We start from the raw sequence: 20154 nt of genomic DNA, 5'->3' as shown, positions 1-20154 counted from the left end.
ACAAGCGCCCGGAGAGTGGAAATGAGCCTGAATAACCAGTGGATGCAACGCGACCTCGCGGTGGTATGGCATCCCTGCACCCAGATGAAAGATCACGAGCAACTGCCGATGATCCCCATCAAGCGCGGCGAAGGCGTCTGGCTGGAGGATTTCGACGGCAAGCGCTACCTCGACGCGGTCAGTTCCTGGTGGGTCAACGTGTTCGGTCACTGCAACCCGCGCATCGGCCAGCGGATCAAGGATCAGGTCGACCAGCTCGAGCACGTGATCCTCGCCGGTTTCAGCCATCAGCCGGTTATCGAACTGTCCGAACGCCTGGTGAAGATGACGCCCGAGGGCCTGACTCGCTGCTTTTATGCCGACAACGGCTCGTCCTGTATCGAAGTCGCGCTGAAGATGAGCTTTCATTACTGGCTCAACCGCGGCCTGCCGGACAAGAAGCGTTACGTCACCCTGACCAACAGCTATCACGGCGAGACCGTGGCGGCGATGTCGGTGGGCGATGTGCCGCTGTTCACCGAAACCTACAAGGCCCTGCTGCTGGACACCATCAAGGTGCCGAGCCCGGATTGCTACCTGCGTCCGGAAGGCATGAGCTGGGAAGAGCATTCGCGCAATATGTTCCTGGTCATGGAACAGACCCTGGCGGAAAACCACGCCAGCGTCGCCGCGGTGATCGTCGAGCCGCTGATCCAGGGTGCCGGCGGCATGCGCATGTACCATCCGGTCTACCTCAAGCTGCTGCGCGAGGCCTGCGACCGGTATGGCGTGCACCTGATCCACGATGAAATCGCCGTGGGCTTCGGCCGGACCGGGAGCATGTTCGCCTGCGAGCAAGCCGGTATCCGCCCGGACTTCCTCTGCCTGTCCAAGGCCCTGACCGGCGGTTACCTGCCGCTGGCGGCATGCCTGACCACCGAAGACGTCTACAGCGCCTTCTACGACGACTATCCGACCCTGCGGGCGTTCCTGCATTCCCACAGCTACACCGGCAACCCACTGGCCTGTGCGGCGGCGTTGGCAACCCTGGATATCTTCGAACAGGACAACGTTATCGAGAACAACAAGGCTTTGGCCCAGCGGATGGCCAGTTCCACCGCGCATCTGGTGGGCCATCCGCATGTCGCCGAGGTTCGCCAGACGGGTATGACCCTGGCGATCGAGATGGTCCAGGACAAGGCGAGCAAAACCGCCTATCCGTGGCAGGAGCGCCGTGGTTTGAAGGTCTTCCAGCACGCCCTGGAGCGCGGCGCCTTGCTACGGCCGCTGGGCAGCGTGGTGTATTTCCTGCCGCCGTATGTCATTACCCCGGAGCAGATCGACTTCCTGGCTGAAGTGGCCAGCGAGGGGATCGATATCGCTACCCGCACGGGTGTCAGCGTGGCGGTGCCGGGCAATTTCCATCCGGATTTTCGTGATCCGGGCTAGGATATTGCGGCGCCTGTAAGGCCGCCTTCGCGGGCAAGCCCTGCTCCTACAGTTCACCGTCGAACACAAAATCTGTGTACGACACAAACCTGTAGGAGCAGGGCTTGTCGGATCGCCGCACCGCCGCGAAGAGGCCCTCCCCAGCAACACATCATCCCGATATCCAGAGATTCACCATGCGACTGTCCCGCTTCTTTATCGACGCCCCCCTGAGCCTGGGCGAACACGAACTGCCCGAGGCCCAGGCCCACTACATCGGCCGCGTGCTGCGCATGGCCGAAGGTGACGCCCTGCAAGTGTTCGACGGTTCGGGCACGGAATTCCTCGGCACCTTGCTGGAGGTCGGCAAGAAGCGCGTGCGCATCCAACTGGCCGAAAGCTTCGCCGGGCAGACCGAATCCCCCCTGCGCATCCACCTCGGCCAGGGCCTGTCCCGGGGCGAGCGGATGGACTGGGCGATCCAGAAAGCCACCGAACTGGGCGTCAGCGAAATCACCCCGATCGTCAGTGAACGTTGCGAAGTCCGCCTCAAGGACGAACGCGCCGACAAACGCCTGGCCCACTGGCGGCAGATCGCGATCAGCGCCTGTGAACAGTGCGGCCGCTCCAGCCTGCCAGTGATTCATCCGCCGCTGTTGCTGGCCGAGTGGGTGAAACAGACCGAAGCCGAACTCAAGCTGGTGCTGCACCCGGTGGCCGAGCCGCTGACCAGTCACCCCAAGCCGGGGACGCTGGCATTCCTGATCGGCCCGGAAGGCGGGTTGTCGGACGGCGAAGTGGCCCAGGCCGCGCAAGCCGGTTATCTGCCGGCGCGTCTTGGCCCACGGGTACTGCGTACCGAAACCGCGCCGGTGGTGGCTTTGGCGGTGGCCCAACAGCTGTGGGGCGATTTCTGACTTTCTGACACACCGCAAACCCTGTAGGAGCCGCCTTGCCGGCGATGGCGGCCGATCAGGCGATGCAAGGCTCACTGGCCTCATCGCCGGCAAGGCGGCTCCTACAGAGGTCTGCGCTCGACCTCAAGTCAGATCACGTACCAGGAAATCGCCACAAAATGCAGCACGCTGCCGGCAATCACGAACAGGTGCCAGATCCCATGGGCATGCCGCAACCGATAATCCAGAGCAAAGAAGATAATCCCCAGGGTATATAGCGCCCCGCCGGCTGCCAGCCAGACAAACCCCGCCGTCCCCAGTGCGGCGAGCAGCGGCTTGACCGCCACCAGCACGATCCAGCCCATCACCGCGTAGATCACGATGGACAGGATCCGCGCCTCGGAACGCGGCTTGATCTCCTGCAACATGCCGATCACCGCCAGGCCCCAGACGATTCCGAACAGCGTCCAACCCCAGGGCCCGCGTAATGTCACCAGGCAGAACGGCGTGTAGCTGCCGGCAATCAACAGGTAGATCGACAGGTGATCGACCTTCTGCATGATCACCTTGGCCCGCCCGCGCACGCTGTGATAAACCGTCGACGCGCTGTACAGCAACAACAGGGTCACGCCATAGATCGCCACGCTGACAATCTTCCAGGGGCTGCCGTCCAGGCTCGCCACCACCAGCAACCAGACCGCCCCGATACACGCCAATACGGCCCCTACCAGATGGGTCCAGGCATTGAGTCGTTCCCCGTGATACATCTGCCACTTACCTCGCTTGGTCGAAACAACTGCGCCCAAGGCTCAGGCCTGACGGACAAAAGCACAAGGGTCTTGGCATCACACCGCCAGGAAGAACCTCTCTCCAGGCGCCTTCCCACAAAAAACAAAGCCTCTACCTTCTATATATCGCGCCATAGATTAAGAAAAAAAGACCACGCCTTATAGAAAATAGAAAGCCGGGACGTCCCCCCCTGGCGTGCCACGCCCGAACCGGTTTTACTGATGGCCCGTTGCTCGCTCAACGGCGTCATGACCTGAACCCAGGCGTTCAACGGAGCCCATGCTGATGTCCGCGCCCGCACTCACCTCCCCTGCTCCTTCACCCAGCCTCTGGCAACTCTTCTACAATTTCGCCATGGTCGGCCTGTTCGGTTTTGGCGGGGTCATGCCCTGGGCCCGGCAGATGATGGTCGACCGCCGACGCTGGGTCGACGAGCCGGCCTTCAACGAACTGCTGACCACCGGCCAGTTCTTCCCCGGCCCGAATATCGGCAATGTCAGCATCATCTACGGCCGCCGCCAACATGGCCTGGCCGGGGCTTGCGCGGCGTTGTTCGGGTTGTACCTGTTTCCGTCGATCATCACCGTGCTGGCGGGTTTCGCCTATGCCCGCTGGTGGAGCAATGACGCGGTGCAGCAAGTGTTCGGCGCCATCATGCCGATTGCCACCGGGCTGATGCTCGGCACCACCTTGCGCCTGCTCAAGGCCATGCCGCGCAATCTCGCCAACTACTGCGCCTTCGGCGTGACCTTTATTCTGATGGGGGTGCTGGTGCTGCCGTTATGGAGTGTCTTGCTGATCTGCATTCCGCTGTCGATTACCCTGCGTTTTCTCGACAAACGAGCCTGAGCCATGCAGACCGTGCTGTTCCACCTGATGATCCAATGCGCGCTCTGGTCCTTGATGGCCATTGGCGGCAACACCGTGGCCCTGGGCGATATCCACCGCTACACGGTGACCCGGATGAACTGGATCAGCGACGCCCAGTTCGTCGCCTTCTTCGCTTTGTCCCAGGCGCTGCCGGGGCCTAACGGCATGTTCCTGGTGTTTATCGGCCAGCAGACGGCGGGCCTGCCCGGGGCGCTGGTGGCGCTGACGGCCAAGCTGCTGCCCTGCTCGATGCTGACCTGGTTCGGCGCCGGCTGGCTGGAAAAACACACCGAGACCCCATGGGTGCAACGGATCAAGCGCGCCTTGCTGCCGATCTCGGTGGGCCTGATCCTCGCGGCCAGCTACATCCTGATTCGCAGCATGGAAACCAGCACCTTGAGTCTGCTGCTGACGCTGGTCAGCACCGCCGTGGTCTATTTCAGCCGGGTCAATGCCATCTGGTTGATCATCGTCGGCGTCGCCCTCGGTTTGCTGAGCAGTGCCCTGGGAACACATTGGTTCTGAAAAAGCCCCAGCCAAAACCCCAGGACTTGGGCACAATCGGGGCATTCGAAAAAGAGCCCGCGCCATGCTGATCGACGAAGAGCTGACCTTGAAAAAGCTGGAGGTGTTCCTGGCCTTTATGCGTACCGGCAACCTGGCGCGGGCGGCGGCCGAGTTGCAGACCAGCAATGTCAGCGTGCACCGGGCCATCCACTCCCTGGAAAACGCCCTGCGCTGTCCGTTGTTCAAGCACGAAGGCCGCAACCTCACACCGCTGGAAAGTGCCTATGTGCTGGAAGAGCGCGCGCAGAAGCTGATCCAGGACGTGGTCGAAAGCGTGCGCATGACCCGCGAAGCCGCCGGGTTCTCCGCCGAACGTTTCAAGCTCGGGTCGCTCTATTCGCTGACGGTGAAAACCGTGCCGCAACTGATCATGGGCCTGAAGATCCGCCGCAGCGAACTCAATATCGACCTGATCCTGGGCTCGAACTTCGACCTGCTGTACAAGCTCAAGAACATGGAAGTGGACGCGATCCTGGTGTCGCTGGATGAGACCACCAACGACTCCGACTGCGAGCACCTGCCGCTGTTTTCCGATGATATTTTCCTGGCGACGCCCGCCGACTCGCCGTTGTCCCAACAGGACGAAGTTGACCTGGCGGACCTGAAAGACATGACCTTCATTACCCTGACCCAAGGCTTCGCCACCCACCGGGACGGCAACCGGGTGTTCGAGCAGGCCGGGTTCGAGCCAAAGGTGGCGATGCAGGTCAATGACATCTTCACGCTGTTGAGCATGGTCAGCTCCGGCGTCGGTTATGCCTTGCTGCCGGGGCGGATTGCGGCGGTGTATGAGAACCGCGTGAAGCTGATTCCATTGCAGGCGCGCTACCGCCTGCAACAGCATATTGGCGTGGTGTTTCTGAAGGCCAAGGAGCGTGATCCCAACCTGCTGGCGCTTCTGGCGGAGTGCCGGATGTACGCCAACCGATTGACTTGAGCAGCCAAGGACCAGGTTCGATCATGCATTTCCGGTGGCCTCAAGGGCCTCTTCGCGGGCAAGCCCTGCTCCTACAGTTTTCCGTCGTTCACAGAACTTGTGTACGCCACCGTACTGTAGGAGCAGGGCTTGTCGGGTCGCCGCACCGCCGCGAAAACGGTAGAACAGGCACAAAATAATCAGGATCAGCCCACCAGACCGCGCACAATGAAGAACAGCACCGAAGGCCCAAGCAGACAACCCAACCCGGTATGGAAAGTCGCCGTCAGCGCGCCATAAGGCACCAACCGCCGATCCGTCGCCGCCAGCCCCGCGGTCACCCCACTGACCGTGCCCGCCAACCCCCCGAACACCATCGCCGAACGCGGGTTGTCCAACCCCATCCAACGCGCCGCCACCGGTGTACCGACCATCACCAGGATCGCCTTGATCAAGCCCGTCGCAATCGACAGCGCCACCACCTCGGAACTAGCGCCAATCGCCGCCCCGGTCACCGGCCCGACGATATAGGTCACCGCCCCGGCCCCAATGGTGGTGATGCTCACCGCATCGCGATAACCGAAGGCCCAGGCCATGCACGAGCCGACAATAAACGGCAACAACGTACCCAGCAGCAACGCCAGCGCTCCAACCAACCCCGCCTTCTTCGCCTCGGTCGCCTGGACCTCGAAGGCCGTGGCGACGATGGCGAAGTCCCGCAGCATCGCCCCGCCCATCAAACCGACACCGGAAAACAGCGCCACATCCGCCAGCCCCTTCTGCCCGCCGGTCAACGTACCGCCGATCCACGCCAGCACCAGGCCGATCGCGATGGCAATCGCCGAACCGTGGATCCGGCCATAGGTCAGGCGCTTGGACAGCACCACCGACACCCACATCACCAGGCCAACACCGGCGAATGCCGTGATCAGGGAGTTCTGTCCCAGGTCCTTGCCAATGAGATCCCACATATCAGCGACCTCCCGCGACGGTGGCGGTCGGCGCAACCGCCAGCGGCTCATCCGGCAGCGGATCGCCTTTATGGATCCGGCTGATCAGGGCAATGGTGCAACCGCAGACCACCACCGAGCCAATCGCCGCCAGCAGCGCCAGCGGCCCGCCGTGCAGCGCCGCGACCACGTTCTGGTTGGCGGCCATGGCGACCACCACCGGGATGTACATGGCGCCCCAGAAACCGACGCCCATCTCGCAATCCTTGGTCAGGCCGCCCCGTTTGTGCATCCACAAACGGGCGCAGATCAGCAGGATCATCGCGATCCCGACCCCACCGACATTGGATTTCACGCCCAGCAACACGCCGAGCATGTCCCCCAGAATCACCCCTGCCAGCGTACAGATCGCCAGCAGCGCCACACCGTAGATAATCATTCTTGTTGTCCTCACATTGCATTGTCGAAGTTGTTGTTTTTGTCCTTCGAAGCAGCAGCCGGTGTTTATCGGTGACGGCGTCCCTCCTCATCCAACAGCGCCTTGAGGGTGTCCAGGCGGGCGCCGTCGAACGCAATGACGGAGCCTTGCTCGAACACCCGGCGCGCCAGGCCGGTCAGGACCGAGCCCGGGGGCAGTTCAATCTGCAGGCGGGCACCGCGCTCATAGGCGCTTTGCACGGTGCCGCGCCAATCGACGACCCGGCGCATATTGAAGGCCAGGTCATCGCGGATCTGTTCAGCACTACGCAGCAGCCGCGCGCTGCTGCCACTGAGGTAGCCCAGGCGCGGTGCCTGCATCGACACCCTGGCAAAGGCGGCGGCCAATACCTGGGCTGGCTCATCCAATAGCGGGCAATGGGACGGCACGCTGACCGCAAGGCGTTTGGCTACACCCTCCTTGTTCATCAGGGCAACCAGCGCGCTCATGCCCTCGTCGCTCCCGGCGATCACGCATTGGTTATCGGCGTTGATATTCGCCAGATAGACCGGTGTCCGTTCGCTATGCACCTGGGCCAATAACTTATCCACAGCCGCCAGATCCAACCCGATCAGGGCGGTCATGCCGTAGCCCTGTGGATAAGCCTGTTGCATCAACTCACCACGCAGGCTGACCAGGCGCAGGGCATCGCTGAACGTCAGGCTCTCGGCCAATACCGCCGCCGGATAGGCGCCGATGGACAAGCCGGCGACATAAGCCGGCGGCGCCGTGTCTTCCAGCAACAGCCGGGCGCAGGCCACGCCGGCGATCAGCAGGCAAAGCTGAACCGCCCGGGTCGAGGCCAGGGCTTGCGGTGTATCCAGCAAGCCCACGTCCTCGCCCAGCACATCGCTCGCTTCGCGCAGGCAACCACGAACGATCGCGGCATCGGGCAGGCGCTGCAGCATGCCGGGCTGTTGCGCGCCCTGGCCGGGAAACACCAGCAGACTGCTCATGCCACGCGCTCCCGGGTATCCCAGGGATCGAGCACCAACTGCACGCCATCGGCCCGCTTGAGCAGGACCCGGCGCGCCGTGCCCGCCCACTCCACCAAGGCCACCGCGCCCAGCGGGGTTTGCAGTTGCAGGTCGACACGACAGAACGGGTTGTCGAGTCGCTGCAACAAGCCATTGGCCTGACGACGGGAAAGCGTTTGCGGCACGCGCAGAATCAGATCCAGATCACTCTGTTGATGCAGGGTCGGTAAACCGGTGGCCAACTCGAAACCGGCACTGCCGCTGACGCCCCACACCAGACCCGACGCATCCAACAACGGCCGCAGGTAATGCAGCGCCTGCAAGGCCGGCCAATCCTGTGCACAGACTTCAATATCGATAAGGGCTTCGGGCCGCACGCAGCGCTCGACCAGTGCCCGTGGCATCAGCGTGGCGAAACGCTGCTCACGCAAAACCCCGCGCACGCCCACCGCCACCTGATCAGGCGCCGTCAGCGCCCGGCGCACCACCACCGGTTGGCCCAGGCTCAGCGCCTCAGCCACCCAATCCGGCGCCTCCTCCGGCAACTGCGCCGGGGTCAATCCCCAGAGCAGGTCGTGGGGCAGGAAGTCCTGGTCAGCGCGCATCGCGGCTCACCACTGCTCGCGCAACAGTTGCCGAACCCGACTCGACGCCGCCCGATTGCTCGCGCCCAGGCGCCCACTCAAGTCCGCGCCCTTCTGCGCCACATCGTGGATGGCCTCGACCAGACAGTCCTCCACCTGCGCCAGGTCAGCCGCCGTAGGTTGTTCGATCTGCTCCACGCCCAGGGTTTTCCACAGCAAACCGAGACTCGCATAGCTGTCAATGTCATAGGCCATTGGCGGCACGCTGGCGGCCAGGGCCTCCAGTTCTTCGACGCTGCGCAAGGTCACCCGCGCCGCCGAGGCCTTGCCCATGGCATGGACCATCACCCCCGGATCGCGCAGGGCGATCAACCGGTTGGCCTGATAACCGTGGGCGAGAAACGCCCCGGACATCGCCTTGCCCACCAGCAGCGCGATCACCGCATGCCCCGCCAGACGAGCGCGGGCATAACTGTCCGCCGCACCGGCCAGGGCCTGGTGAATCCCCAGTGCCTCTTCACGACGGCCGTAAGCCTGGCTCGGCACATCGACAATGGCGATCAAGGCGCGCTTCCCGGCACGACCGCTGTCGGCCTCGATCACCTCGTCCACGGCCTTGGCCAGGCCCCAACCTTCCAGCAATCCGACTTCGCCATTGCGGGCACGAACAAACCGGTTGGCCTGATCGGCCACCACCGCCAGAAAGCGCACTGGCTGATCACCGAGTTGGCCATCGGCGACTTTCAATGAAGGCGGCAGCCCGGACACTTCGACAGCCTCCGCCGCCAGCGCCTGGAACCAGTGCAAACCCCGCAGGGAATAAGCGCTCATGGACGATCTCCTTGGAAAAGACGGCGTACCGTGGCCGGATCGATTTGCGGTTCGGCATCCAGTTCGGCCAAGCGTTGCAGGTACCACTCCGCCTGCCGACTGCGTTGTACACCGGGCAAACCGGCTTCCAGCAATTCGGCAATCTGTTGCCGGATCAACGCCACATCGTCGGCCACATAACGATCCACCAGGCCGCTGGCGAAACGCTGCTCGCCACCGGTCAGGCTCCAGATAAACGGCCGGTCGCGGGAGTCGTACTCGTCCAGCCCCGCCTCCTGCTCGATCACCTGCGGGCCGTTGAGGCCCAGACGAGCCTCCTGGGTCACCACCAGATAACTGCACAACGCCGCCGCGATGGACATGCCGCCAAAACACCCGACACTGCCCGCCACCACGCCGATCACCGGCTGATAGCGGCGCAGGTCGACGATCGCCGCGTGAATATCGGCGATGGCCGCCAGCCCCAGGTTGGCTTCCTGCAACCGCACGCCACCGGTTTCCAGCAGCAACACGGCGCGGGTCGGAATACCATTGCGGTTGTCTTCCGCGGCCAGCTCCAGGGCGCCGGCGATTTTCGCACCGCCCACTTCACCGAGGCTGCCGCCCTGGAACGCGCCTTCGATGGCGGCGATCACCAGCGGCAAGCCGTCGATGCTGCCCTTGGCGATCACCACGCCGTCGTCGGCCTGGGGCACTACGCCCTGGCGTTCGAGCCAGGGCGACATGACCCGGGCAAAGGGGTCGAGCAGTTCGCGAAAACTGCCACTGTCGAGCAAGGCCCGGGCGCGCTGGCGGGCGCCGAGTTCGACGAAGCTGTGCTTGTGCAACAAACGCTCGCTGTCAGTCATGGCCGATCTCCTCGAAACCTTGCTCCAGGCGCAAGCGGACCACGCCAGGGGTGGCACCGAAATCATGGATGTCGATGGACAATGCCGGCGGCAACTGGCCGTCGAACAGGCGCTCGAACAGGTGCTGCCAGCGCGAAGCACTGCCGTTCACCGAGGTGGTCACCTGGATCGACAAGGTGCCGGGATGGCCGGGTTCCAGCAGTACCTCCAGGTCACCCGAGCCGACACAACCCACCAGCGCCCGGCCTTTGAGCGGTTGCCCGGCGGGGAATTCAAAGGACAACTTTTCCATCACAAGGCTTCCTGTTCGAGGCGGTCGATCAGCAGGCAGGCCGCGAGCAGATCCGCCGCGCCTCCCGGTGAAGCGTTCATCGCCAACAGCTGTTGATCCAATTCATGCAGGCAGCGCCGACCGGCCAGGCTGGCGCTACCGCCGGCTTCCAGCACTGCGCGGGCGCCCTGTTGCATGGCCTGCAAACCCGGCACGCCAGCGCGGTAGAGCACGCAGGTATCGGCCAGGGTGGTCATGATGGCGAGCAGAGCATCCAGCCGGGCGTTCTGTTCGCCATGGCCGGCGAGCCGGCTGCGCTTGAGTTGCGGCAGGCCGAGGCGGGTTACCGCCGGGAAGCCCAGTTGCGCTTCTTCGCGGGCACCGCGCGCGCCGTAGCGTTGGGCGACCTGGCTGCCATGGCTGCTGCTGTTGGGGGCGTAACGGTCTTCCAGCAAGGCCAGGCGGGCGGCGCGCAGGGTCAGGGTGTTGGCGCTGACGGCGCTTGGGTCCAGCGCCGCCGCAGCGACCAACAGTCCCAAAGCCCAGATCGCACCGCGATGGGTATTTACCCCGCCGGTGGTCTTGAGCATCGCCTGCTCGCCTTCGCGACCGATGCGGCCCAGGGCTTCACGCAACGACAGGTCAATGCTGTGGGTGGTGCTTGCCGCTTCGGCCATCTCCTTGAACATCGGCCACAGTGACAATGCCGAAGCATGCATCAGGCCCAGATGCAGATCGGTATGCGCACCGTTGCCACGGCGATCCACCAAGGCCGGCTTGGGCGACAGGTCGGCTTCGTCGATCAGCGCTTCCACCGCGAAATCCGCCAGGCGCTCGGCCAGTGACAGGGGTTGGACTTGCAGATTGAAGGCGTGCATTTACCAGCTCCTGAATTTGGCGGGCGGGTTGTAGAGGCCTCCCGACCATTCCACCAGGTCGGCCACGCTCTTGGCCGCCAGCAGTTCGCGGCTGGCGTCGGTGCGCCTAATGCCCAGGTCTTCGGGCAAGGCGATCAAACCTTCGCGACGCATCCGCGCCGTGCCCTTGGGGTTATGCCGCAAGCCAATGGCCGTGACACCGGCCACGGCGGCAATCATCGCCTGGCGTTCTTCCAGGGAACGGGCCTTGTAGAGGTAGGCGATGCCCTCTTCGGTGAGCAAATGGGTCACGTCGTCGCCGTAGATCATGATCGGTGCCAGCGGCATCCCACTCTTCCTCGCCACCTCCACGGCATCGAGGGTTTCGACGAAGGTCGGCTTGCCGCCTTCCTGGAAGGTCTCGACCATCTGCACTACCAGCTTCTTGCCACGTTCGAGCAAGGCTTCGGGCGCGTCACCGGTGTCGAGGCGCATATCGAGCCAGGCCGGGGTGCCATGGCGACGACCGCGCGGGTCATGTCCCATATTCGGCGCCCCGCCGAAACCGGCCAGCCGACCACGGGTCACGGTGGACGAATGACCGTCGCCGTCGACCTGCAAGGTCGCGCCGATAAACAGGTCCACCGCATACTGCCCGGCCAACTGGCAGAACATCCGGTTCGAACGCATGGAACCGTCGCGCCCGGTGAAAAACACATCCGGGCGGGCCGCGATATAGTTTTCCATCCCCAGTTCGGTGCCGAAGCAATGCACGCTTTCGACCCAGCCGCTTTCAATGGCGGGAATCAACGTTGGGTGCGGATTGAGCGTCCAGTTGCGGCAGATCTTGCCCTTCAGGCCCAGGGATTCACCGTAGGTCGGCAGGATCAGTTCGATGGCGGCGGTGTTGAAACCGATCCCGTGATTGAGGGACTGCACATTGTGTTTTTCGTAGATCCCGCGAATCGCCATCATCGCCATCAGCACATGCACCGGCTTGATATGGCGTGGGTCGCGGGTGAACAGCGGCTCGATATAGAAGGGCTTGTCGGCCACCACCACGAAGTCGACCCAGGACGCGGGGATATCCACACGTGGCAGCTCGCTGACGTCATCCACCAGTTGATTGACCTGGACGATCACGATCCCGTCGCTGAACGCCGCCGGTTCGATCAACGCCGGGGTGTCTTCGGTGCTGGCCCCGGTGTAGATATTGCCGGCGCGGTCGGCCATGAAACCGGCGCTGAGCACCACATTGGGGATCAGGTCCACCACCAGGCGCGCATAGAGTTCGATGTAGGTATGAATCGCGCCGATTTCCAGCAGGCCGTCTTCCAGCAACTGGCTGATGCGCAGGCTCTGGGTGCCGGCGAAGGAGAAGTCGAGCTTGCGGGCGATACCGCGCTCGAACAGGTCCAGGTGCTCGGCGCGGCCGACGCTGGGCATGATCATGTGCAAATCGTGGAGCTTGGCCGGGTCGGCCTTGACCAGGGAACGGGAGAGGAAATCCGCCTGCTTCTGGTTATTGCCCTCCAGCACCACCCGGTCGCCGGGCATGATCAGGGCTTCGAGGGCAGCGACGATCTTGTCGGTCGGCAACACCACGCCATCGGCGAGGGCTCGCACATGTTCAAGACGGCGCTGCTTCTCGGTGCGCCGCCGCGTCCAGCGCGAGTCGGGGGAATTGGGGGTTGTCATGCTCACTCCACGGGTTCGCTTTCGTGGAGTAGACAGTAGGAGTGAATCAGCCTGGCATCAATCAAGCCCAGCGGTGGATCGTTACGTTCAGGGTAATGGTTCTACTTAATCTGGCTCGGCTTTCAAGCCGCCGCTATGTTGCAGGTTTTGGTTTTTGTCCATCCTGCAAGCTGTGCAGCGTTGGATTGATGGTGCGGCCCAGTTGTTCTTCCATGGGCAACAGCCGCTCCATCACTTCGCTGTACTGCAGACCATCGCCGACCAGCATCAGGTCGGCACTCAATTGCCCGCGAAGAGCCAACAGCGGTTATGCCTTATTCCACGATTTCAAGACGTACGGTGGGTGATTGAGCGGGGTTACCGGCTCTATCTGTGACCGTGTAAAACGCATCTATAATTCCACCGTGATCAATCTTGTGAATAAAACTGTTGGGCACCAGAAAGGTAACCGGATGCCCGACGCCCGCGGCATTCACTATATGGCGTGCAGTAAAATACTCAGGAGGGCCGCCACTGACCCTGGTTCCTTCGAACGACGCATCGATGACATCACCTGCCTTCATCTCTTGATACACAGGAACACGAGCCTCGACATCTCTCCCGCCGAGTTGCTTAAAACTTAACTTGTGATTCACCGCTTGAGGAAAATGAAAAGGTTCCAATCCAGCATTACCGGTTTTTTTTGCAGTAGACATTTCGAAGTCCTCTCATAATCGATTGTCGATATTGGGGCGATCCGAAAGCCCGATTGGCAGATCGAAAATGTATTGAACCCTACTGCCAGTGCCAATGACTACCTGTCAGAAGTGACAGTCCTGACAAACGGTAAATCGTCCGTCAGGCCAACCCGGACTCCAACACCAACTGCTCCAGCCCCAGCAGGTCAGGCACCTTCGCCACCCATTCGCCGACCTGCACCGCCGCCTTCTCCAACCGACACAGCGGCACATCGACAAAACTCAGCTGGCTGTCGAGTTTGTACGAACGCGGAATCCCCTGGATCACCAGCGCGATAAACTTCAATTCCGGCCGCCCGCCCAGGGCATTGAGCACCACGATCCGTGCCCGATCCCCCACCGCCAGCGGACAGCCGCAGGCCGCCTCGAAGCTGATCAACGGCAATTGCTGGTTGCGCCAGGTCACCTGCCGCAGGTACCACGGCGGCGCATCACTGGCCGGTTCGCCGCGCTGGTAGTCGATCAACTCCGCCACCGCGACATTGGGCAGCAACAGGTAACGGTCCGCCAACGGCAGCATCAACCCTGTCAGGCTGCTGGTGCTGTGTTCATGCATGGAGCTGACTCCAATAGGCGATGCTTTCCAGCAACGCCGACTCCTGGTAAGGCTTGCCCAGATATTCGTTGACCCCAATGGCCATGGCCCGGTCCCGGTGTTTCTGTCCGGTACGCGAGGTGATCATGATGATCGGCAGGTCCTTGAGGCGTTCATCGTTGCGGATCCGTGTCGCCACCTCAAAACCGTCCATACGCGGCATTTCAATGTCCAGCAGCATCAGGTCCGGGGTGTGCTCCTCCAGCAACATCATGGCGTCCACCCCATCCTTGGCCGTCAACACGTTCATGCCGTTGCGCTCCAACAGGCGACTGGTGACCTTGCGCACGGTGACCGAGTCATCCACCACCATGACCAGGGTCGGGCGCACCGGCGTGACATCCACGCTCGCACCACTGGAGATGGACTGCACCGGCGCCCGCGACAAGGCGTTGCGCACATGGGCGAGCAAATCGAGAATCAGCACCACGCGACCGTCGCCCAGGATGGTCGCCCCCGACAGCCCCGGTACCGCGGCGAACTGCGGCCCGAGGTTCTTCACCACGATTTCCCGCGAACCCGCCAGGGCATCCACTTGCAGCGCCATGCGCTGATCGTTGCAGTGCACCAGCAACACCGGCAACGCCAGGCTCTGGCCGAACAACTTGGGCTTGCCCACGGTTTGCAGCAGTTCGCCGAGGTAACGCAGTTCGTAGGTCTGCCCGGCGTATTCGTAGCGTGGCGGATCGAGCTGGTAATAATCTTCCAGCTCACTCGGCAAGACCCGCACCAGCCCTTCGACGGTGTTCAGCGGCACCGCGTATTGCTCGTCGGCGCATTGCACCATCAATGCACGGTTCACCGAGACGCTGAACGGCAGGCGGATCTGGAAGTGCACGCCCTGCCCCGGGATGGAGTCGATACGCATGGTGCCGCCCAGTTGCCGCACCTCTTCGTGAACCACATCCATACCCACGCCGCGCCCGGAAATCTGGGTGATCTTTTCCGCCGTGGAAAAGCCCGGCTGGAGGATGAACTGCAACACGTCGCGATCGCTGATCGGCATGTCCGGTTCCAGCAGCCCGCGCTTGATCGCCTTGCGCCGTACCGCTTCGAGGGGTACCCCGGCGCCGTCGTCACGTATATCGAAGACGATATCGCCACCTTCGTGGGACAGGTCCAGGCTGATCAGCCCCTGCTCCGGTTTCCCGGCCGCACGCCGGCCTTCGGCACTTTCCAGGCCGTGGTCGACGGCATTGCGCAACATATGCTCCAGGGGCGCGACCATGCGTTCCAGCACATTGCGGTCCATCTCGCCCTCGGCATTGCCGACCACGAAATCGACTTCCTTGCCCAACTCCCCCGCCACCTGCCGGACGATACGCTTGAGGCGCGGCACCAGACGCTCGAACGGCACCATGCGCGTGCGCATCAGGCCTTCCTGCAACTGGGTGTTGACCCGCGCCTGTTGCGCCAGGAGGTTTTCCGCATCCTGGTTGCGCCCGGACAGGGTCTCCTTGAGGTCCAGCAGGTCGGAGGCGGATTCGAACAAGGCCCGGGACAATTGCTGCAACTGCGAATGCCGGTCCATTTCCAGCGGGTCGAATTCTTCATAACCCAGGCGCTCGGCTTCCACCTGCTGGCGGCTGAGAATCCGCCCCTGGGTCTCGGTGTCGAGGCGGCGCAACTGATCGCGCATACGCTCGATGGTGGTCTCCATTTCGTTGAGCGCGATCCTGGCGTCGTTGACCTGCTGCTCGATACGGCCACGGAAGATCGAGGTTTCACCCGCCAGGTTGACCAGGTCTTCGAGCACATCCGCCGAAACCTTGACCATATCCTGGGCCGCCCGCTCGGCCTCGGCGACTGTCGGGGCCTCGGGCTTGGGCGCTGCCGGCGCGACAACCGGGGTCGCAACCGGCAGATTGACCGGCGACTGCCGGCCAAACGCCTGGATATCCTGGATCAGTGCATCGGCGGGCAGCACCGGCTGTTCGGCGCGCACCGCGTCGAGCATATGCGCCAGCCGATCATGACCGGCCTGCAACAAGCCGAACAGCTCCGGCCCCGGTTGCAGCAGCCCGGCCGACAGCCCTTCGTAAAGAAACTCCAGCTCATGGGCCAGGTCGCCAATCGGCACGATTTCCACCATGCGCGCGCTGCCCTTGAGGGTGTGCAGGTCACGCAGCAGGGTTTCCACGTCCTGGCGATTTGCCGGCTCAGCCTGCCAGCGCAGCAAGGCCGCGCCGGAGCTTTCGAGGATATCGAACCCCTCTTCGAGGAAGATCTCCAGCAACTCCGGATCGTTGCCGGTCACGGACGCGGGCGCTTCGGCGGCCTCGCTCACCTCCAGCGGTGCGCTGCTGCCCTGGCGGAACTGGCGCAAGCACTCGATCAGCGCACTCGGATCGCCCAGGGGCTGATGCCCTTGAAGCTGGTCCAGCAGGACCGCCAGGCGGTCATGGCTTTTCTGCAACAGCAGCGCCAGTTCGGGAGAATGATTGAAGCGCCGGTCCACCAGGCCTTCGTAGAGATTTTCCAGTTCGTGGGCCAGATCGCCCACCGGGCCGATCTCGGCCATGCGCGCGCCGCCCTTGAGGGTGTGCAGGTCCCGTTGCAGGGACAGCAGCGGCGCGGCGTTGTCCGGATCGTCGAGCCAGCGCTGCAAGGCCAGCCCGGCACTGTCGAGGATATCCGCGGCTTCTTCGAGGAAGATCACCACGATCTCGTCGTCGAGGTCCACTTCATCGAGGACCTGGCTCGCTTCGGCGGTGGCGGCGCCCAGTTCGGCGATGCTCAGGGCGCGGCTGCCGTCAGTCTTGATCAGGCCGGTGGCGGATGGATCGAGGGCCTCGTCGAGCAGCTCGCGCAGGGCCCGCAGCCGCTCCGGTTGCGCCTTGATTTCCTGGCCGGCGGCCAGTTCGTCGAACATGTTGATCAGCGCTTCATGGGCGCTCTGCGCCTCATGGAAAAACCGTTCGCTGACTGCCAGGCTGCTTTCTTCGACCGCACCGTAGAGGTCGAGCAAGGCTTCGCAGAGTTCGTCCACCGGGTGCAGGTCGGCACTGTGGGCGCCCTGGCCGAGGGTGGTCAGCTCGTCCAGCAGGCTGTTGAGTTCCCCACGCTCGCCGGGGTGCTGCTGCCAGCGCAGCAGCAGGTTTTCCGCGTCCAGCAGGATATCCATGCCCTGGGCCAGGAAGTTGTTGATCAATTGCGGGTCACGCTTGGTGCCGCTGGTAACGCTGAGCAGCGACTCCAGCCGGGCCGTGAGCTGGGCCTCGGCACGTCGGATCAGTTCCGCGGCGCCGTCGATGGCCGCCAGCGGGTCGTCCGCCAGTTGCTTCAAGCCCTGGTGCAACAGGACCTCGGCCTCCAGCAGCAACTCGACCTCATCCAGGTCCAGTGGCAACAGGTGGGCCTTGAACTCACGCACCAGGTGGTAAAACGGTGCCGCCAGTTCGGCGATCGGCCGTACGCCGGCCACGTAGGCGCTGCCCTTGAGGGTGTGCAACGCCCTTTGCAATTCGTCGCTGGCGGCCAGCGGCAGGTGTTCGGTGGCCTCTTCGAGAAAGTGGTTGAGGCTGTCCAGATGCGTCTCGGCCTCGTTGCGGAAAATATCCAGCAACTGCCGGTCGATGGCCTCATCGTCGGTCTCTCCCACGTCCCCGGGCGTGGCTTCGTCCGCAGCCGAACCCGCCAACTCATGGGCTCGGGCGGCCAGCAGGTCGACATCGTCGCGCTGGCGCTGGGCCTGTTCGGCAAACTCGCTGACCAGCTCCGGCAACACCTGCAGCACATCGTCGAGCAACTGGTGGACCGGCGCGTCGGCCTCGACGCTGTGTTCGAGCACACGGTTGAGCAGGTTTTCCACCGCCCAGGCCAGCTCGCCCAGCACCAGCGCCCGGACCATCCGGCCGCTGCCCTTGAGCGTGTGGAAGGCGCGACGCAGCTCGGTCAGGGCCGATTTGCTCTCGGTATTCAGCGCCCAGCGCGGCAGGTATTCGCGCAGCACATCGAGCACTTCCGCGCATTCCTCCAGGAAGACTTCACGTAACTCGTCGTCCACCGGAGCTTCGTCGCCCGGTGGCGGCAGCAGGCTGCCCGGGACCTGGCGGGCCGGCGGATTGAGGGCGGACACGGGGCTGGCCAGGACATCGGCCAGGGACTGCACCACCTGCGGATTATCCAGCACCTGCAAGTCCTGCATCACCTGGGCTTCGTTAGGGCTCAGGACATCTTCGAGCACCGGTACGTCCTGCTCGGCAGGCGTATAACCCAGGGCATCGAGGCTTTCCTCGGCCATGTCCAGCACTCGCTCACCCGGCGCCTCGTGGTCTTCGCCCAAACGTTCGAGGTAGTACTCGATACTGCTCAGGGCATCGGCCAGGCGGTCGAGTTGCTGCCAGGACGGTGGTTGCGGGCCATTCAACAGATGGTCGTGGATATAACGATTACAGGTTTCCAGCAGGCTCGCGGCCCGACCGAGGGGAATCATCGACAAGGCGCCACGGACCGAGGTCAGCAACTCGGGCAAGGGCAACAGGCGCTCGCGGTCCCAGTCGGCATCGATGTACTCGATGATCAGGTCCTTGGCCTGTTGCAGGCAGATCCGCGATTCCTTGACCACCAACTGGTGGATCTGGGTCAGGTCGGTGGTCGGCAGGCGGCTTTCTTCACGGCTTTCCGGCTCCACGGTGCCGATCATCCCGGCCAGGGTCGCCTCGACGTAGAGCAAGGCGCCGGCAACGTCCATCAGCACCGAGTCATTCGGCTCGCGCTGGCCCTGAACCAGGCCCAGGACCACCGCCGTCTGGTCAATGATGACCTTGCGCGGCTGGCCGAAGCCGAGCACCGCCAGGGTATCGGCGATCTGCCGCAGGGGCGCCAGCAGGCTCGACAGTTCATCGGTGTGCTGGCGGTCGCCGCGCACGAACAGGTCCAGCCGTTCCTTGCACCGCACCAGTTCCTCGCACAACGCCGCGACCACCGAACGCATGGCATCGCGGTCGGGGCCTGCCAGACGCGCCCGCTCCTCGTCGACCACCGCCGTATCGGGCAGGGCTTCATCCAGGCCATAACGTTCTTTCAGGGCGAGCATCTGCGCCGTCGGCTGGCGCGCCTTGGCGATATAGAACAGCAGGCTCTTGAGCAACTCTTCCGGGGCCGGCTGGTTGATTCCGGCGATGCCCTGCTCCAGCAGGCGCTTGAGTTCCTTGTCGGAGTCCTTGAGCAGACTGCGCAGGGCCGGGCTGTTGGCGATGACACCCGCGAGCATGCCCTCGACCAGCGCCGACGCGACTTGCCAGAGCGCCCCCAACGGCGCATTCAGACAGAGGGTTTCAAGCCGGGCAAAGACCTTGGCCATATAGCCGAGGTTGGTCTCGTCGTCCTGTTCGCGCAACAAGCCGACCAGCGCGGTCTGCAGCATCTGCCGCAACTTGCGCAACAAGGCCGGCAGTTCCGCCGGGGTCAGTTCGGCGAGGGTCGCCTCGGCCAATGGCGGCAACTCCGGCAAGGTCGGGCTGAACAGGCTGGTTTCCGACAGCAGGCTTTCTCCCCGGGCACTGCGCAGGTCATTGAGCAGCGGCAGCACCACCAATGGCAGATCGCGGCGGGCACTGTGGACCCGGTCCAGATACAGCGGCATCTGCCCCAGGGCCTGGCGCAACAACTTCAGCGCTTCCGGCAGATCGACCACCCGCCCTTGCTGCACGGCCAGGGCCAGGGCTTCGGTTTCCTCGGCGAGCAGGGCCGCGCCGTAGAACTCGACCATCTGCAAGCTGCCATGGACCTGGTGAATACATTCCAGGCATTCGGCGATGTCCTGGACCGAATGCGTCGGCTCATCGAACGCATCCAGGGCCTGGCGCGCCTGCTTCAGGGTATCGGCGATTTCGCCCTTGACCCATTCGAGGGCCACATAGTCGTGCTGATCGCTCATGA

The 20154-nt window shown here is 63.5% G+C and carries 18 protein-coding genes and 1 pseudogene; 5 read left to right on the top strand and 14 right to left on the bottom strand.

Annotated elements, in window-relative coordinates:
- Positions 1-21: 21 nt before the first annotated feature.
- Both M5C56_RS28120 and M5C56_RS28115 read left to right on the top strand, forming a co-directional pair.
- Positions 22-1428 (top strand): adenosylmethionine--8-amino-7-oxononanoate transaminase, encoded by a 1407-nt coding sequence (locus M5C56_RS28120; RefSeq protein ID WP_103498392.1) that lies wholly within the window; start codon positions 22-24, stop codon positions 1426-1428.
- A 176-nt stretch (positions 1429-1604) separates the two neighbouring features.
- Positions 1605-2324: a 16S rRNA (uracil(1498)-N(3))-methyltransferase gene (locus M5C56_RS28115; RefSeq protein ID WP_103499348.1), complete on the top strand. Its 720-nt coding sequence runs from the start codon at positions 1605-1607 to the stop codon at positions 2322-2324.
- A 128-nt stretch (positions 2325-2452) separates the two neighbouring features.
- Here M5C56_RS28115 and M5C56_RS28110 read toward each other — a convergent pair whose 3' ends face one another.
- Positions 2453-3070 carry a hemolysin III family protein gene (locus tag M5C56_RS28110; protein WP_103499349.1) on the bottom strand — a complete coding sequence of 206 codons (618 nt, stop codon included), beginning with the start codon at positions 3068-3070 and terminating at the stop codon, positions 2453-2455.
- 301 nt (positions 3071-3371) lie between these two features.
- On the opposite strand from M5C56_RS28110, the gene M5C56_RS28105 reads away from it, so the two are divergent.
- The 3 genes from M5C56_RS28105 (at position 3372) to M5C56_RS28095 (ending at position 5466) form a co-directional block, all read left to right on the top strand.
- Positions 3372-3941 carry a chromate transporter gene (locus tag M5C56_RS28105; protein ID WP_103499350.1) on the top strand — a complete coding sequence of 190 codons (570 nt, stop codon included), beginning with the start codon at positions 3372-3374 and terminating at the stop codon, positions 3939-3941.
- Between the two features lie 3 nt (positions 3942-3944).
- Positions 3945-4487: a chromate transporter gene (locus tag M5C56_RS28100; RefSeq protein WP_103499351.1), complete on the top strand. Its 543-nt coding sequence runs from the start codon at positions 3945-3947 to the stop codon at positions 4485-4487.
- A gap of 64 nt (positions 4488-4551) precedes the next feature.
- Positions 4552-5466: a LysR substrate-binding domain-containing protein gene (locus M5C56_RS28095; protein WP_103499352.1), complete on the top strand. Its 915-nt coding sequence runs from the start codon at positions 4552-4554 to the stop codon at positions 5464-5466.
- A 185-nt stretch (positions 5467-5651) separates the two neighbouring features.
- Here the strand turns inward: M5C56_RS28095 and madM are convergent, their stop codons facing one another.
- The 13 genes and pseudogenes from madM to M5C56_RS28030 form a co-directional block, all read right to left on the bottom strand.
- Complete coding sequence (gene madM, locus M5C56_RS28090) at positions 5652-6416, bottom strand: malonate transporter subunit MadM (RefSeq protein ID WP_100944641.1); 765 nt, start codon at positions 6414-6416, stop codon at positions 5652-5654.
- 1 nt (position 6417) lies between these two features.
- Positions 6418-6834, bottom strand: a complete 417-nt coding sequence (gene madL, locus M5C56_RS28085; protein ID WP_103494415.1) for a malonate transporter subunit MadL — start codon at positions 6832-6834, stop codon at positions 6418-6420.
- 65 nt (positions 6835-6899) lie between these two features.
- Complete coding sequence (mdcH, locus tag M5C56_RS28080; RefSeq protein ID WP_103494416.1) at positions 6900-7829, bottom strand: malonate decarboxylase subunit epsilon; 930 nt, start codon at positions 7827-7829, stop codon at positions 6900-6902.
- Positions 7826-8455 carry a malonate decarboxylase holo-ACP synthase gene (locus M5C56_RS28075; RefSeq protein WP_103494417.1) on the bottom strand — a complete coding sequence of 210 codons (630 nt, stop codon included), beginning with the start codon at positions 8453-8455 and terminating at the stop codon, positions 7826-7828. Before M5C56_RS28075 ends, mdcH begins: the two co-directional genes overlap by 4 nt.
- Before the next feature lie 6 nt (positions 8456-8461).
- Positions 8462-9265 (bottom strand): biotin-independent malonate decarboxylase subunit gamma, encoded by an 804-nt coding sequence (gene mdcE / locus M5C56_RS28070; RefSeq protein WP_103494418.1) that lies wholly within the window; start codon positions 9263-9265, stop codon positions 8462-8464.
- Positions 9262-10113, bottom strand: a complete 852-nt coding sequence (locus tag M5C56_RS28065; protein ID WP_103494419.1) for a biotin-independent malonate decarboxylase subunit beta — start codon at positions 10111-10113, stop codon at positions 9262-9264. The genes mdcE and M5C56_RS28065 overlap by 4 nt, the downstream gene beginning before the upstream one ends.
- The gene (locus M5C56_RS28060; protein WP_103494420.1) at positions 10106-10405 is read right to left on the bottom strand and encodes a malonate decarboxylase subunit delta; all 300 of its coding nucleotides are present in this window, start codon (positions 10403-10405) and stop codon (positions 10106-10108) included. Before M5C56_RS28060 ends, M5C56_RS28065 begins: the two co-directional genes overlap by 8 nt.
- Complete coding sequence (locus tag M5C56_RS28055; protein WP_103494421.1) at positions 10405-11262, bottom strand: triphosphoribosyl-dephospho-CoA synthase; 858 nt, start codon at positions 11260-11262, stop codon at positions 10405-10407. The genes M5C56_RS28060 and M5C56_RS28055 overlap by 1 nt, the downstream gene beginning before the upstream one ends.
- Positions 11263-12939 carry a malonate decarboxylase subunit alpha gene (gene mdcA / locus M5C56_RS28050; RefSeq protein ID WP_103494422.1) on the bottom strand — a complete coding sequence of 559 codons (1677 nt, stop codon included), beginning with the start codon at positions 12937-12939 and terminating at the stop codon, positions 11263-11265. It abuts the gene before it with no gap.
- A gap of 160 nt (positions 12940-13099) precedes the next feature.
- Positions 13100-13213 (bottom strand): annotated as a pseudogene (locus M5C56_RS28045) (transcriptional regulator); the annotation flags it as partial.
- Between the two features lie 40 nt (positions 13214-13253).
- Positions 13254-13634, bottom strand: coding sequence for a hypothetical protein (locus tag M5C56_RS28040; protein ID WP_247263394.1), 381 nt, complete (start codon positions 13632-13634; stop codon positions 13254-13256).
- Between the two features lie 142 nt (positions 13635-13776).
- Entirely contained in the window at positions 13777-14232 is a 456-nt protein-coding gene (locus tag M5C56_RS28035) for a chemotaxis protein CheW (RefSeq protein ID WP_100944631.1), read from the bottom strand.
- Positions 14225-20152, bottom strand: a complete 5928-nt coding sequence (locus tag M5C56_RS28030; RefSeq protein ID WP_103494423.1) for an Hpt domain-containing protein — start codon at positions 20150-20152, stop codon at positions 14225-14227. Before M5C56_RS28030 ends, M5C56_RS28035 begins: the two co-directional genes overlap by 8 nt.
- Between the last annotated feature and the right edge of the window lie 2 nt (positions 20153-20154).

It is taken from the genome of Pseudomonas sp. MWU13-2862 (assembly GCF_023242495.1).
Classification (GTDB): domain Bacteria; phylum Pseudomonadota; class Gammaproteobacteria; order Pseudomonadales; family Pseudomonadaceae; genus Aquipseudomonas; species Aquipseudomonas gingeri_D.
Note: the sequence above shows the minus strand (reverse complement) of the source record. Positions and strands in the feature narration are given on the sequence as shown.

Excerpts from the sequence above, each read along its gene's own strand:
- mdcE (WP_103494418.1), bottom strand. The coding sequence starts at position 9,265 with ATGAGCGCTTATTCCCTGCGGGGTTTGCACTGGTTCCAGGCGCTGGCG.
- M5C56_RS28075 (WP_103494417.1), bottom strand. The coding sequence starts at position 8,455 with ATGCGCGCTGACCAGGACTTCCTGCCCCACGACCTGCTCTGGGGATTG.
- M5C56_RS28110 (WP_103499349.1), bottom strand. The coding sequence starts at position 3,070 with ATGTATCACGGGGAACGACTCAATGCCTGGACCCATCTGGTAGGGGCC.
- M5C56_RS28065 (WP_103494419.1), bottom strand. The coding sequence starts at position 10,113 with ATGACTGACAGCGAGCGTTTGTTGCACAAGCACAGCTTCGTCGAACTC.
- M5C56_RS28060 (WP_103494420.1), bottom strand. The coding sequence starts at position 10,405 with ATGGAAAAGTTGTCCTTTGAATTCCCCGCCGGGCAACCGCTCAAAGGC.
- madL (WP_103494415.1), bottom strand. The coding sequence starts at position 6,834 with ATGATTATCTACGGTGTGGCGCTGCTGGCGATCTGTACGCTGGCAGGG.
- mdcA (WP_103494422.1), bottom strand. The coding sequence starts at position 12,939 with ATGACAACCCCCAATTCCCCCGACTCGCGCTGGACGCGGCGGCGCACC.
- M5C56_RS28105 (WP_103499350.1), top strand. The coding sequence starts at position 3,372 with ATGCTGATGTCCGCGCCCGCACTCACCTCCCCTGCTCCTTCACCCAGC.
- M5C56_RS28100 (WP_103499351.1), top strand. The coding sequence starts at position 3,945 with ATGCAGACCGTGCTGTTCCACCTGATGATCCAATGCGCGCTCTGGTCC.
- madM (WP_100944641.1), bottom strand. The coding sequence starts at position 6,416 with ATGTGGGATCTCATTGGCAAGGACCTGGGACAGAACTCCCTGATCACG.
- M5C56_RS28035 (WP_100944631.1), bottom strand. The coding sequence starts at position 14,232 with ATGCATGAACACAGCACCAGCAGCCTGACAGGGTTGATGCTGCCGTTG.
- M5C56_RS28095 (WP_103499352.1), top strand. The coding sequence starts at position 4,552 with ATGCTGATCGACGAAGAGCTGACCTTGAAAAAGCTGGAGGTGTTCCTG.
- M5C56_RS28120 (WP_103498392.1), top strand. The coding sequence starts at position 22 with ATGAGCCTGAATAACCAGTGGATGCAACGCGACCTCGCGGTGGTATGG.
- M5C56_RS28115 (WP_103499348.1), top strand. The coding sequence starts at position 1,605 with ATGCGACTGTCCCGCTTCTTTATCGACGCCCCCCTGAGCCTGGGCGAA.
- M5C56_RS28030 (WP_103494423.1), bottom strand. The coding sequence starts at position 20,152 with ATGAGCGATCAGCACGACTATGTGGCCCTCGAATGGGTCAAGGGCGAA.
- M5C56_RS28040 (WP_247263394.1), bottom strand. The coding sequence starts at position 13,634 with ATGTCTACTGCAAAAAAAACCGGTAATGCTGGATTGGAACCTTTTCAT.
- M5C56_RS28055 (WP_103494421.1), bottom strand. The coding sequence starts at position 11,262 with ATGCACGCCTTCAATCTGCAAGTCCAACCCCTGTCACTGGCCGAGCGC.
- mdcH (WP_103494416.1), bottom strand. The coding sequence starts at position 7,829 with ATGAGCAGTCTGCTGGTGTTTCCCGGCCAGGGCGCGCAACAGCCCGGC.